Origin of the sequence: Mucilaginibacter gynuensis (genome assembly GCF_039541195.1) — a bacterium.
Lineage (GTDB): Bacteria > Bacteroidota > Bacteroidia > Sphingobacteriales > Sphingobacteriaceae > Mucilaginibacter > Mucilaginibacter gynuensis.
On record NZ_BAABFT010000005.1, the window covers coordinates 107,283 to 122,585 of the forward strand.

General features: G+C 44.6%; 9 protein-coding genes. 5 read left to right on the plus strand and 4 right to left on the minus strand.

All coding sequences use genetic code 11. The features are described 5' to 3' along the window. Positions 1-330: 330 nt before the first annotated feature. From ABD894_RS11545 to ABD894_RS11560, 4 genes are all read right to left on the minus strand, one after another. Positions 331-1,320, minus strand: a complete 990-nt coding sequence (locus tag ABD894_RS11545; RefSeq protein WP_345211185.1) for a hypothetical protein — start codon at positions 1,318-1,320, stop codon at positions 331-333. Between the two features lie 13 nt (positions 1,321-1,333). Next, a complete protein-coding gene (locus tag ABD894_RS11550; RefSeq protein WP_345211186.1) occupies positions 1,334-2,026 on the minus strand; it encodes a hypothetical protein in 693 nt (230 codons plus the stop codon). Positions 2,027-2,089: 63 nt separating this feature from the next. After that, positions 2,090-3,697 (minus strand): RagB/SusD family nutrient uptake outer membrane protein, encoded by a 1,608-nt coding sequence (locus ABD894_RS11555; RefSeq protein ID WP_345211187.1) that lies wholly within the window; start codon positions 3,695-3,697, stop codon positions 2,090-2,092. Between the two features lie 12 nt (positions 3,698-3,709). Continuing rightward, on the minus strand, positions 3,710-6,847 hold the full coding sequence (locus ABD894_RS11560; RefSeq protein ID WP_345211188.1) for a SusC/RagA family TonB-linked outer membrane protein: 3,138 nt from the start codon (positions 6,845-6,847) through the stop codon (positions 3,710-3,712). A 622-nt stretch (positions 6,848-7,469) separates the two neighbouring features. On the opposite strand from ABD894_RS11560, the gene ABD894_RS11565 reads away from it, so the two are divergent. The 5 genes from ABD894_RS11565 to ABD894_RS11585 all read left to right on the plus strand — a co-directional run bounded on the left by ABD894_RS11565 (position 7,470) and on the right by ABD894_RS11585 (position 15,213). Further along, entirely contained in the window at positions 7,470-8,381 is a 912-nt protein-coding gene (locus tag ABD894_RS11565) for a helix-turn-helix domain-containing protein (protein WP_345211189.1), read from the plus strand. Between the two features lie 298 nt (positions 8,382-8,679). Next, positions 8,680-9,267: a TetR/AcrR family transcriptional regulator gene (locus ABD894_RS11570; protein WP_345211190.1), complete on the plus strand. Its 588-nt coding sequence runs from the start codon at positions 8,680-8,682 to the stop codon at positions 9,265-9,267. A 100-nt stretch (positions 9,268-9,367) separates the two neighbouring features. Beyond that, positions 9,368-10,540, plus strand: coding sequence for an efflux RND transporter periplasmic adaptor subunit (locus ABD894_RS11575; RefSeq protein ID WP_345211191.1), 1,173 nt, complete (start codon positions 9,368-9,370; stop codon positions 10,538-10,540). A 62-nt stretch (positions 10,541-10,602) separates the two neighbouring features. After that, complete coding sequence (locus tag ABD894_RS11580) at positions 10,603-13,767, plus strand: efflux RND transporter permease subunit (protein WP_345211192.1); 3,165 nt, start codon at positions 10,603-10,605, stop codon at positions 13,765-13,767. A 36-nt stretch (positions 13,768-13,803) separates the two neighbouring features. Beyond that, positions 13,804-15,213 (plus strand): efflux transporter outer membrane subunit, encoded by a 1,410-nt coding sequence (locus ABD894_RS11585; protein ID WP_345211193.1) that lies wholly within the window; start codon positions 13,804-13,806, stop codon positions 15,211-15,213. Positions 15,214-15,303 lie beyond the last annotated feature (90 nt).

The window sequence follows — 15,303 nt, forward strand, 5'->3', positions numbered from 1 at the left end:
CCATGCCCTGCAAACCGTGCAGAACTTGGGGGCTGGTACTTTTGCCCCACCGCTCATTTCCTCCCCACGTGCAACAAGTTCCTATGCCCACCTACGCTCCTACCCACCACAGTTCTGCCCGCTTTCGCCCGAAGCTGTTTGCTGACGGAAAACGGAAAGGGGTGTCTAAAGCCCTCTCCCATGGAGAGGGTTGGGTGAGGCAAAACGTGTCATTGCGAGGTATAAAGCAATGACAACACTTTTTATTGTAAAAACTTTCAAACAACACAACAAAACCGCGGTAGCATCACTACCGCGGTTTGTTAGTTTATTAGGGGTATTATTAGTTTGTTATTGTGGCAGTCGTGTTACGTCGGTAAGTTTTACTTCAACTACGTAGGTACCTTCCATTAACACCCTGAAACCAAATACCGGGTTTACGTTATTGTTGGGAACACCATCAATGGATGCGAAACGTTTAGGTATCCGATAGTAGATCAGGTATCCCCAATCCGTTGTTGGAGTTATGTATTTTACCAGCGGGAACGGCGCCACTTCGTAATCGCATATCAACGCTGTATCAGTTGGTAATACCGGGTTAAATTTAGCATGCGATTCAAATGTTGGCCTGTCGCCGCGTTTTACTACCTCGCCATTGGCAGGGTTAAAGGCAACACCATTTTTGTCGGTAATTTTTAAGATAACCCTTGCGCCATCGTTTGATATTTTGGTACAGGTAAGGCGTGGCGGCTTAATAGTAGTAAATGCTTCCGCATCGCTCGATCCGCTTGCTGCCTGATAGGTGATCTGGAAAACATCCTCAATACTTGGCTCAATTACGTTTATCCGCGCGAATGAAGGATAGGTTTTGGTACCGAAAGAGTTAGTAGCCTTTAAATCGAACACATACACACCCAGCGGTAAATAGGCCGACGCCCTGTTAAAAGCCAGCTGCCCGCTTATAGGATTGAACTCCATAGGTGCACGTAAAACGGTTTCCCGTTTAGCATTCAAAAGCGCCACGGTGGTATCGGTGGCCGCGTTAAAGGTCATGCCATTTTTAAACGTTGTTATTTCATACTTTTTATAGAATTCCTCGGGTACCGGGGCGCCGGTAAGCACATCCCTGAAGTTGATCATCTCAAATTCGAACGGTGGCGTTGAGCCATCGGCATTGATACGGTCTGAAAGGGTTAGGGTCATCCCCCGCTTAGCGTAAATATCATTATCCTTGTAACGAATGGTATCGCTTAAAAAGCCCTTATCTATTTTTTTACAAGCAATGGCCCCCATAATTACCAGGGCAAGCGCTGATGCTATTTTTATTGATCTGATTTTCATTTTAATTGCGGGTTTAATTACCTAATGATTCACCGTTAAAAAATAATCGCTGGTTGTCTGACAGTACGTGCAGTATCCCTGTGGTAGTGATAATACCGGAGGTTTGGCAATCGTAAGAGATATCTTTTTGATTTTGCGGGATGCTTGCCTGGTCGGCCTCTTTATCGTCGCGTGTACCTATTACTTTGGTAAAGTTCACATAGTCAACATAATCAACATAGCCGCCATAATCTAACGTGCGGCGCAGCCTTATCATAAACTTCACGTTAGGTATAGCGCCCAGCATTGAATCGTACAGGGTGCCTTCAGTGGTCATTTGCGCACGGTTTATAGCACCCTTATACATGTAGATCTTCAACGAATCGCGCAACTCGGCAGCGTTCAGATCCTTGATACCGAAGTTGATATTCTCATCGCCTACTTCAATAATTTTCAATTGTTTTTTGGCTTTCACATAATCAACTATACCATAGTTAGTGGTAGCGAAAAAGGTGATGTTACCGTTTATTTCATCCTTCATACCGGCCTTATCAATTATGCGTACCAGCGAATCAAATTGCGGGCGCGATTTCAGGAAGTCGTACGTAGTCATGTTAACATGCGCGTTGGCTTTGCCCCCATCATTAATATAGTCGTTCTTTTTACACGCGGTAAGGGCAAGCAAACCCATTATGGCGCATAGTATATATCTGTTTATCTTTTTCATTTTATCCATTGTAATAAATCAATATCAATTGCTAACTAATCATTTCACTCTCGGGCCAGGCCACTATATTTTGCCCAACCAGTAAGAGGTTTGTTTCAAGAGGTTATTATCACTGAATAATGATGGATATACCGGCCAGTAAAAGCCTTCCTGTGCAAACCTGGTTGATGATAGCCAGGGCACAAAGGTTTCGTACTTACGGGTACGCAGCAAATCGTAAAATATATGTCCTTCCAGGTACATCTCCTTGCCACGTTCAAGTATATACTCGTCCATCACCTGGTCTTTTGTAAGGTCGGTAGCTAACTGCGCATCGGGCGAGGCGCCGTATCTTTTCCTGAATGAATTAATAATGTCAATTGCTTTGCCCGTATTACCCTGGTAAAGGGCTACCTCCGCTTGCAGCAACTTCATATCACTCAGCCTGAAGATGATCATGTTGTTACTTACATAAGCATCCTGTAACTGCCCTGCATTACGGTAAACCACGTTATGGTATTTGATGCAGGTAGGGCGATCTGTACCACGATAATCAAAGTTCTTACGATACCTTACATCAAGCGAATCGATCGTCTTTACAGATACTTCCGTCCAAACCCATTGAGAGCCTGTCCATACCCATTGCCAATCCTTGGTTAGTTTATAAAAATGATCGTTTAAATAACCTGTGTTAACATAGTTTCTGGAGTTGTCGCTGTTATAGGCTATATAGTTACTGCGTAGAAACATATTGGCGATGCTCCAGCTTGAACCTTCTTTAGTGTTCTCGCTCATGTTCAGCTCAAATATGCCTTCGTTGCTTCGGCCTACAAACGTATCGTAATACTTGCTGGTATCGGTTAAGGTATAACCGCCTTTGGCAATAACCGCTGTAAGTGTAGTATCGGCGCTTGCAACATCGGCAGCAATAGGTGTGTTTGAACGTACATCCGTCATGGTTGCCCTCCACAGGTACAGGTGCGCTAATAAAGCGTAAACCGATCCTTTACTGGCCGTAATGTGAGCCTCCGCAGTATTGGTGTATCCCCAATCAAGCATGCCGATGGCATCATGGCAATCTTTTTCAATTTGCTTCATTACGTCAGCTTTCGGGCTACGCGGTAAATGCGGTGCGCTGATCGGATCTTCATAAGCCTCGGTAACCAATGGCACATCGCCCCAAACACGTGTCATCATAAAGTACGACAACGCACGTATAAACAATGCCTGGCCCATAATTTTGCGTTTAAACTGCGCCGGGTTGGTTACATCGGTCAGCTTATCTTCGGGTACGCCGGGCACCTTGCTTAGTACAATGTTCGACATCGCGATGGTTTTGTAATACGATGTCCAGTTGGCCAGCGAGTTAAGGTTATAAATAAAGGTATAATCGCCATTCTGGATATTTTCGAGCCCGTCGCCCACATACTGCATGGTGAAATAACTCTTGGCTACCGCATCGCCATACATGTAATACCGCGGACTTGGATTATAAGTACCGCTATTAGCCGCGGCACGCAGTAAGGCGTAGTTACCCGCTATGGCACTGTTTAAATCTCTTGAGCTTTGCCAAAAAACCTCAGAGTAAGTTGAATTTTGTGGTGTTTGTTCAAGTAGTTTCTTGCACGAACTTGTTAGCACGGCAATAACCATTGCACACATTAAACTGCCTATCAGATATTTATTTTTCATGCTTCCCGTTTTTTAAAAATTAACTTCAAGTCCAACTGTGTATTTCTTAGGAATAGGGTATCCTGCTCCGTTATACTCGCCATAAGGGTTTACCGCTTCGGCATCAGGTAAATATTGCGACTGCTGGAACATAGCCACGTTATCGGCAACGCCAAACACTCTTACCCTGCCTAGGCCCAGTTTTTTAGTTACGGTTGACGGCAGATCGTATGAAAGGTTGATACTCTTGATACGGAAGTAACCGCCTTTTTCTAAGAAGAAAGTTTGTGCGCTGGTGTAATAGTAACGGTAGTTACCTATATCTACCTTAGCGTACTCAGCCACATCGCCGGGGCGCCTCCAGATATTGATCTTGCTGAAATCGGGCGTTGAATAGGCCGCGAAGTTTGAAGGCGAGCCGCTTGACGAGTTCGACATCAGATCTGACCTGAAAATATTCAGCACATCACGATCGAAAGTGAAGGTACAAAACACACCCACCGTGAAATTTTTCCAGGTAAAGTTGTTGGTGAAACCACCTGTCCATTTAGGGTTAGGGTCGCCAATTGGCAATTTATCGGGGTTGATACCATCATTGAACGGATCGATAAGGTAATCACCATCCATATCGGCCAATTGAAAATCACCTGCCCTGTAAGCATTGCCACCTGCGGACATTCTGTCGCCGGTGTAAGGATTTACAGGCACATCGGCATCAGTTTTATATACACCTAATGTTTTGTACAGGTAGAAGGTATTGATAGGGCTACCCACACTTAATATGTGCGATTTATCAAACCTGTCGCCGCTCAAAACCAAATCGCGACCGCCGTTTGGCAGGTTCATGATGGTGTTTTTATTGTACGATACGTTTAATCTTGAAAACCATTTGATAGCACTTGTTTTAGGCAAAAGGTTAGCAGTGATAGACAGATCCACACCCGCGTTACGCACGCCAATTGAGTTGGTAAGGGCATTATCATAACCTGTGGTAACCGGCAGCCTTACGCTGAACAATTGCATTGAGCTTTCTTTGTTATAAAAATCGAGCGCCATTGAGTACCTGCCGTTATCGATCTCCACATCGGTACCTACGTTCCACTGGGTTGAACGCTCCCAGGTAAGGCCTGCCTGCGCAACACCATTAATAAAGTTTGGGGTAACCGCGGTAACACCGCCGTATGATGATGATCCGTTACTACCCGCGTAATCGCCGGCGTTAACATTGTACAGGTTATATTGCAGATAATTAGTTCCCGGTAAGCTACCTGTGGCACCAATACTACCTCTTAACTTAAGTAAGGTAAATGGCGAGCCACCATCCTTCATAAAGTTCTCCTCAGAAATGATCCAGGCTACTGATGCCGATGGGAAGAAACCCCATTTGCTGTTTTTACCAAACCTTGATGAACCATCTGTACGGGTACTTACCGATAACAGGTATTTGCTATCATAATCATAAGCCGCCCTGCCATAGTATGACAGCAAACCGCTGGCCTGATAATCAGAATAACCGAAAATATTACTTTGCAGGAAACCCTGTACTACCGTAATTTGATCTGACGCGCCATTTGTACCTGATGCAGTAGTGTAACGGAATTGATCGTACTGGATATCCTGACCACCTATTAAGCTGATGTTATGTTTACCGAACGAATTTGAGTAAGTAAAGTAGTTTGAGGTAAGCGCGGTTATACCGTTATCAGCATAAGAGTACGAGTAGTTACCCGTGTTGTTTCTTAAAAGGCTCGACTGGCTTTGATCCCTTCGTGCCGAGTTATTAAGAAACGACGATTGCGATGTAAATTTGAAGTTCTTGGTAATATCATAACCGATATTCAGGTTGAAAGTAAACTGGTTACTCACGTTCTGATCCGAATTGGCATTGTAGGCCCCTAAATAAAAATCTTTTTTAGTTTGCGATAATTCAAATAACGACGAAGGCATATTACCTGCCCCTAAAGATATAGGCGAAGCATTATCACCGTTACCCCTCGCCCGCTCTGAGCGCGAATAACCAACAATTGGGTTAATGGTCAACCTTTCTTTTAAAGCTTTGGTAAGCAGGTTAAGGCGCATGGTATAACGCTTAAATCCTGTAGCTTTAATAATACCTTCTTCATCATAATAACCCGAACTGAAACGGTAGGTTGTACCACCTGTACCACCGCCTGATAAGCTTAGGTCGACATCTTTTATTTTACCGGTTTGGTAAAACATATCCTGCCAGTTGGTATTACCATTAAAGGCCGGGTTTAAACTATCGGTAAGCATATAAGGCAGGTTCTTTTGCGAGGCATAGTCAAGCTGCGCCCTCAAAATGTCCATTTTTTGGCTGCGCTCTGCCGAACCGAGCGTAACGTCTCTCAGCTTAGGTTTTTGCGTAATACCTGTGTAACCGCTTATCATTACCTTAGGCTCGGTATTCAATCCCTTTTTGGTAGTGATCAAAATAACGCCGTTTGCAGCACGCGAACCGTAAATAGCTGCAGCCGAGGCATCTTTCAATACGTCGACAGATTCGATATCGTTAGGGTTGATACCTGCCAGGTAGTTGTTACCTGTTCCGGTACCGGGGCCTACATAACTTTCGGTAGGTTGCGGTACACCATCTACCACATACAGCGGCGAGTTAACTACGCTGAACTCATTATAACTTGAATTTACCGTTGAGTTACCACGTACCGATACGGTAGGCGTAGCACCCGGCATACCCGAAAAGTTTTGCACGTTTACACCCGACAAGCGGCCTTGTAATAACTGATCGAAACTGGATGCCGGTAAATTGGCGATCTCTTTGGCCGATATACTGGATATTGCCGCGGTAGTTTTTTTACGGGTTACCTTTTGATAACCAATTACCACCACATCGTTCAGCGTGGTTTGGCTTTCTTCCATCACCACGTTTATGGTGGTTTTACCGTTTAGTTTTATCTCCTGTTTTATGTAACCTATATAGGTTATTATTAAGGTGGCATCAGCCGGAGCCTCTATTGAGAATTTACCGTTATTATCTGTTTGCCCGCCTTTACCTCCCTTTACAACAATGCTTACAGATGGCAGTGTGTTCCCTTTATCGTCTTTAACAACGCCCGTTATTTTTGTTTGGGCAAACACGTTTTGCATTAGCAACAGGCAAATGAAAACCGTTAGAAAGTATTTTTCTTTCATCAGAATGATATATAATATTTATAGACCGGATATAAGCACTACTCACCGGGCCACGCGGAGATCGGTAGGCCTTATGTTTATGTGAGCAGCTTATTTAAATAACTATCATTTATAGCTCAGTGCAGCCGTGCTGCTGTTTTGATGTATATTTGCCTGGCTGAGAACAGGCGCCTTTTTACAAAGCCAATACACCATTATTATAAGCTACAGCAGTAAATGCTCTGATTTGAAAAAGGTTCCGAAAATTGAAATAGTAAAATTAATGAACATACCAAATGGGGTTTTAAAGTGTTAAATAGTAATTACTTATAAAAGTATCCGTTTGGCGTATGGGCATTATCACCTATTTTACCCTATAGTCACCGCTTTTTAACATATTGATAAAATATGCCCGAAATGGTTAATAATTATCGAATAAAATTCAATGAATCGTATGAAACCTGTCAGATATCATAAGTTAACAGCCAGCATTTTATTGATTTAGCAGCCAAATGAAACGTTTTACCAAATTTCAACCCGGTTTATTGCGCCATTTTGAAGCAATCTTTAAAAAAACACTGGTTATTATCCTGATTTTTTGTATTAGGTTCGATAGTTTTTTGAAAAACACAGCGCACTGTACATGAATTTAAACATAACATCTGTTCAAACACATACTATTGACCAGTTACTTGCCCCTTTTGGTATTAACGACCCCAATAAAGGCCTATATATAATATATACCGATGCGAGCGAAACGCCTCCGCCTATTATGTATCCTTTCCGGTCGGACCATTTCGCGTTTTTTATAATTACCCAGGGGGAACTGGAGATCAATGTAAACCTGATGGCTTATCAGCTTACGGTTGGCAATGCCCTGATGTTGTCGCCGCAGGTAGTGCGTCAGTTTGTGCGCGTATCGCCCGATTGCAAGATAGCTTCGGTAGTTTTCAGTTCCGATTTTTTGTCGAGCGCGGGCATACATAATAAGAATATAGATGCCATGGAGTTTTTATCACCGCAGATCAGTCCGCTCCTGCTATTGCAGCCAAAAGAAGCGGAAGTGCTGTTAACCATGGTACAATTACTTAAATATAAAACCGATGATGATAAGCAGGGCTTTCAGCACGAAATAGTGCTTAACATTTTCGCTGCACTTATTTACGAGATGGGTTCGTTGTATAAAAAGCAGGAATCGTACGATGATGTTTTCGGTACGCGTAAAGAAGAGCTTACCTTCCGCTTTTTAAAACTACTGCCGCAACATTACCGCGAGCAACGCAGCGTTTTGGCTTATGCCGCCATGTTAAATATAACCCCCAAATACCTGTCGCAAACCATTAAAGAAATTACGGGCAAAACGGCAGGCGAGTTTATTGACGAGATGGTATTAATGGAAGCCAAGATATTATTGAACGACCTTAGCCTCACCATTGGCCAGGTGGCCTCGTACCTTAACTTTAGCGACCAGTTCTTTTTCAGCAAGTATTTTAAAAAACAGGCAGGCATCAGCCCAAGTCAATACCGAAAATCGGGCGATACCGGCAAGCGGTAGCGGAACAGAATTTCAGACATATTTAGCAGACTTATTGACATATCAAATATTTATTAATCATGTTGATGCAAATCATCTGCAAATGACAAAGCATAACCGGCATCATCTATATCCATTCTCTAATCTTGTTATATAAGTTAACATTGTTTATTACCATCATTGTAATATTATTACTAATCTATTACAATCATTTCAGAAAAACAGAACTTTTGACATATTAGTACACCCTTTCAACATTCTGCTGCATATTTAATTAAGGCAATTTTGCCGGGCACTCTTATTAATAGTGCTTATAAATATGCCCGTTAGAGATACCGGTACCGAAAAATTAATTAAGGATACCGCCAAACACATTTTCTTTGCCGAAGGCCGCCTGCATGCCAATACGCAGGCCATTGCCGATGCCGCGGGAGTTAGCCGTACGTTGCTTAATTACTATTTCCGGTCGAAAGACGCTTTAATTGACCAGGTTTTTAAGGAAGCCATGCACGGCCTGTCGCAACAGCTGGATACGGTAATGAAGGCCGACCTGCCTTTCCGCAAAAAGATCGAAAACTTCATCGAGGTTTTCCTCACTGAATCCATCGCGTTCCCCTACCAGGAAACTTTTCTGATCACCGAGATCAATTCAGATACCTGTAAGTACGCTGATGAAGATAAGCCTGAACGCATGCAATACTTTTTGAGCCAGATACAGGCCGAAATGGATGCCGGGCATATTGAGGCCATGAACCCCATCCATTTCATGATGAACCTTTTTTCGCTGATGGCCTATCCGCTGGTAATGGCCCCTATTTATAAAAAAGTTTTCGAGCTCAGTAACGATGAGTTCAATGGCTTAATAAAAGAACGCAAAATGATGATCTGTAAAATGATCTTCCAGTAAAAAAATTTGAACCTCCATTAACAAAATTGTCAAACACAAAAATAGAAGTACCTCAATGCCTACTCATTTAATCCACTCAAACAGCCACGGCTTTATATTTATGAAAAACACAATTAAACTTTTAACCGGTTTTAGCGCGGGCTTGATCCTGCTATCGTCATGCGGCGATAAAACACAGCAGGGCGCGGCAGCAGCAGCAGGCGGTCCGCCGCCTGCGCAAAGCTACCCGATATTTACCTTAACAGTACATAACGCTACCCTTAACAGCACCTACCCTGCTACCCTGCAAGGCCAGCAGAATATCGACATACGCCCCAAAATTGACGGCTTTGTTGAACAGATATTTATTGACGAAGGCAGCGTGGTAAAAAAAGGCCAGTTATTATTTAAGATAAGCGCCCCGCAATATCAGCAAGATGTAAACAACGCAGCGGCCGCCATCAACAGTGCCGAAGCCGATGTAAGCAGCGCCGAATTGCAGGTTAACAAAACCAAACCGCTGGTTGAAAAAGATATCATCAGCCATTACGAACTGGAGGCAGCGCAACTAACCTTAAAAGCACGCCGTGCCGCGTTGGCACAGGCTAAAGCTAACCTGGCCAATGCAAAAACAAATTTGGGTTATACAACCATTACCAGCCCGGTTAATGGCGTGGTAGGAACCATACCTTATAAATTAGGTAGTTTAATAAACGCCAACACCGCGCAGCCGCTAACTACCATTTCAAACATTGGTAAGGTTTACGCCTACTTCTCGCTCAACGAAAAGCAGTTGCTTGATTTTTCGCGCACTATGAAGGGTAAAACCATGAACGAGAAACTGGCCAACACGCCGCCGGTATCGCTTGTACTGCCCGATGGTACTACCTATCCTGAAAAAGGTCGCGTAGAAACCATCAGCGGATTGATCAATACCGAAACAGGTTCGGCAAGTTACAGGGCTACATTCCCTAACCCGGTTGGCCTTATCCGCAGTGGTGGTACTGCTACCATACAAATACCGCAAACTTTAAAGGATGCTATACTGATACCGCAAAAAGCGGTTTACGAGCTGCAAGGCAAACACTTTGTATATGTGGTTGATAGCAAGGGTGCGGTTAAAAGTACCGAGATCGAGATTATGGACTTAGCAACCGGCCAGTTTTACGTGGTTACCAGCGGCATAAAAGCAGGCGAAACCGTAGTGACCGATGGCGCAAATACTTTAAAGGACGGCATGGTAATTAAACCCGAAGCCCAAACCGCCGAAACTATTTACAAGGATCTCAATTAATTTTCACGCAATAAGGCACGGCAGGCTTAGCAGCTTAGCCGGGCTATCAACATAAATTAACTATGTTACGTACATTCATTCAAAAACCGGTACTATCCACAGTGATATCGGTTATTATAGTAATACTGGGTATACTGGGGCTCACCACGCTCCCTATTACACAGTACCCGGATATAGCGCCGCCAACGGTGCAGGTATCCACATCATACCAGGGTGCTAATGCCGAGGTGGTGATGAACAGCGTTATTGTTCCGTTAGAGGAGCAGATTAACGGTGTGGAGAACATGACCTACATGACATCTACCGCCAGTAACGATGGTACCGCTACCATTACCGTTTATTTTAAACAAGGTACCGACCCGGATTTGGCGGCGGTAAACGTGCAGAACAGGGTATCAAAAGCTACCAGCTTATTACCTGCCGAGGTTACCAAGGCCGGTGTTACCACCAGCAAGCGCCAAAGCAGCATGGTGATGGTGTTCACCCTATCGAGCACTAACAAAAGCTACGATCAAACCTTTTTGCAAAACTATGCCAACATTAACCTTTTACCGCAAATTAAGCGGATCAACGGTGTTGGTGAGGCTTCAGCCTTTGGTTTGCAGGATTATTCGATGCGTATTTGGCTTAAGCCCGATGTTATGGCCAGTTACGGCCTCATCCCCGATGATGTAAATACGGCCCTTGCCGAGCAGAACATCGAAGCCGCACCGGGTAAAATAGGCGAAAATGACAATCAAACATATCAATACGTTTTAAAATATAAAGGCAGGCTTAAAAGCACCTCCGAGTTCGAGAATATTGTGGTACGGTCGGCAGCCAAAGGCCAGTTATTACGCCTTAAAGATGTAGCCCGTATAGAACTGGGCGCACAAAGTTACGCCAGTACCGCTAAAATGAATGGCAAACCGGCCATCGGTATAGCTATTTATCAAACAGCGGGTTCAAACGCGCACGAGTTGATAAAAACCTGTGAGCAAACTATTGAGGCGGCATCAAAAACATTCCCTCCGGGTATAAGCCAAACCTCCATATTCAGTGTTAACGACTTTTTGGATGAATCTATCGACAAAGTGATCCACACCCTTGTGGAAGCATTTATACTGCTGTTCATCGTAGTATTTATTTTCCTGCAAGATTTCCGCTCTACGCTGATACCGGCCATCGCGGTTCCGGTAGCTATTGTGGGTACCTTCTTCTTTTTACAATTGTTCGGGTTTACTATTAACCTGCTCACCTTGTTCGCGATGGTACTGGCCATTGGTATTGTGGTAGATGATGCCATTGTGGTGGTAGAGGCGGTACACGCCAAGCTCGATAACGGTGCAAAATCCGGTAAGGAAGCTACTATTGGCGCCATGGGCGAAATCAGCGGCGCTATCATATCAATTACTTTGGTAATGGCGGCTGTATTTATCCCGGTATCGTTTATCACCGGTTCAACCGGGGTGTTTTATAAGCAATTTGGTTTAACGCTGGCTATCGCTATTTTGATATCGGCTGTTAACGCGCTTACTTTAAGTCCGGCATTGTGCGCCTTGTTATTAAAACCGCATCCCGAAGGTGAACATCATAAATCGGGCTTATTGCAGCGTTTTTATACCGCGTTTAATACGGGTTTTGATGCATTTACCGGCAAATACAAAAAATCGGTAGGCTTTTTGGCTGCCAAAAAATGGATAGCTATCGCGGGTATCGTTGTATTCGGGGTGATATTTTGGTTCTTGCTGAAAACTACGCCGTCGGGTTTCGTACCTAACGAAGATCAGGGCTTTATCATTGGCGACGTATCATTACCTCCTGCCGCTTCATTAGAACGTACTACCGAAGTGGTTGACCAGGTTGCCGGCATGATACAAAAAATGCCAGAAGTAGAGTCGGTGATCCGGGTGGCCGGTCAGGGTATATTGAGCGGCGCGGGTGGTTCTTATGGTTTGATCATGATCAAGCTGAAACCATGGGCAGACCGTACCGCCAAAGGATCGGACGTAACCAGCGTTACCGGTAAACTGTTCGGGATGACGGCCGGGATAAAAGGCGCTACCATATTATTCTTTGCCCCGCCAACCTTGCAGGGTTTTGGTAACAGCAGCGGCTTTGAGTTCCAGGTGCAGGACCGTACCGGCGGCGATATTAATAAGTTTGCCGAAATAAACGGAAAATTCTTAGGCGCGTTGAACCAACGCCCCGAAATTCAATACGCTTCAACCTTCTTCAATACCAACTTCCCGCAGTTTTTGGTGGATGTTAACATAGCCAAATGTAAGGATGCAGGCGTACCTGTAAACTCGGTATTGAGCACCTTGCAGGGTTATTACGGTGGTATTTATGCCTCCAACTTTAACGAGTTTGGTAAACAGTACAGGGTAATGATACAGGCCGATGCCGCTTACAGGGGCACCACCGGCAGCTTAAACAATATATATGTACGCAACGCCAACAATGTAATGGCGCCGATATCTGAATTTGTAACGCTTAAAAGAGTTTACGGACCGGAGTCGATCAGACGTTTCAACTTATTTACCTCTATATCGGTAACGGGCGCGCCAAAACCGGGCTTTAGTACAGGTGATGCCATTAAGGCGATACAGGAAGTGGCCGCCACTACACTGCCTGCGGGTTATGGTTACGAGTTTTCGGGCTTAACACGCGAGGAGATCAGCAGCGGCAGCCAAACCATCTTCATTTTTATTTTGTGTTTGGTGTTCGTTTACTTCCTGCTAAGCGCGCAGTACGAAAGTTACATATTGCCGTTCGCGGTATTGCTTTCACTACCAGTAGGTTTAGCCGGGGCATTCATCTTCGCCTGGTTATTCGGTATCGAAAATAACATCTATCTGCAAATCACCCTTATCATGCTCATCGGCTTACTGGCTAAGAACGCCATCCTGATCGTTGAGTTCGCGGTAATGCGCAGGCGTAAAGGCGAAAGTATTGTGCAGGCGGCTATTGATGGTTCGGTAGCACGTATAAGGCCAATCCTCATGACCTCGTTCGCCTTCATATTGGGCCTTGTGCCGCTGATGCTGGCATCGGGCGCGGGCGCGGCAGGTAACCGTTCTATCGGTACAGGCGCTGTTGGCGGTATGCTTATCGGTACCATTTTCGGGGTATTTGTAATACCAATATTGTTCATCATTTTCCAAACCTTACAGGAACGCATCAGCGGCAAACCAATGAGCGAAGAAGAAGAACAAGCGCAATGGGCGGAACATGCCACGCTATAATACAATTTATTAAGTACTATTAAACAAGTTCATAAAATGACCTATTTATATAAAAGACAAGTATTGGCCGTGCTGACAACGGCGGCCATACTTGCCTCATGTGTTACTAAAAAGTACCGGCAGCCAACCGTTAATACCGATCACCTGTATCGCGATACCACGCTTACCGATACCACATCAATGGCCAACATGCCGGTGAAACAGTTGTTTTCGGATACCGTACTTACCAACCTGATACAGGAAGGGCTGAACGAAAACCTCGACCTGAAAACCGCCGTGCAGCGTATTGCCGAAGCACAGGCTACCTTTGGGCAAAGCAAGGCTGCCTTTTTGCCAAGCTTAAGCGCGGGGGCTAATGTAACCCGGGCGAAAACATCGGCGGCAAGCCTTAACTTTCCGCCGGAGTTTGCCAACTCGTTCAACTTAAAAACCACTACCTACCAGCTGGTGCTTAATACCAGTTGGGAGGCCGATATATGGGGTAAATTGAGCAGTGCCAAAAGATCGGCGTTGGCTGGTCTGTTGCAAAGCGACGCGGCTAAAAGGGCTGTGCAAACCCAGCTGATCGCCAACATTGCCAATACGTATTATAATCTGATGGCGCTTGATCAGCAACTGGCTATCACCAAACAAACTTTGGAGATAAGGATAAAAGACGTAGAAACCGTGAAAAGCCTGAAAGAAGGCGCGATAGTGAACGGTGCCGCCGTAGTACAAAGCGAGGCCAACCGTTATGCCGCCGAGGTAACCATTCCGGATTTAAACCAGAGCATCCGCGAAGCGGAGAACGCGTTGAGTATATTGCTGGCACGTGCTCCCGGCCCTATTAAACGCGGCTCACTAAACGAGCAAAAAACCGTTGCCGATCTTAAAATTGGCGTTCCATCGCAACTGTTAAAAAACAGGCCCGATGTGCGGCAGGCCGAATTTGCCTTTAGGGCAGCTTTTGAAAGCACCAACCTGGCACGTACCTATTTTTATCCGCAGTTAACCATTACCGGACAGGGCGGCGCGTCATCATTGCAATTGAAGAACATCTTTGATAATTCTATCTTTTACAACTTCATTGGCGGCCTCACCCAGCCTATTTTTAGCCAGGGACAAAACAGGGCTCGTTTAAGAACCGCCAAAGCACAGCAACAAGAAGCTTACTACGCTTTTCAGCAATCGTTACTTACAGCCGGGCAGGAAGTTTCAAACGCTTTGTACTCTTACCAAAACGCGGTTGAAAAGCAAGGTTCAAGGGTGAAACAATTACAGGCCTTAGAAAAATCGGTTGATTATACCAAGGAGCTTTTGCGCTATAGCTCGGCAACAAACTATACCGACGTTTTAACCTCCGAACAAAGTTTACTTACAGCCCAGTTAAGCAGCGTTAACGACCGTTTGCAGGAATTGCAGGCTATTGTAAACCTGTATAGGGCTTTAGGCGGCGGATGGCGTTAAAAACATAAATAGGCTCATATTGCTATATGAAACATTAAAAACAGCAGAGTTTCAGACATATTTTAACGGCATTTCAACATTGCAATTGCC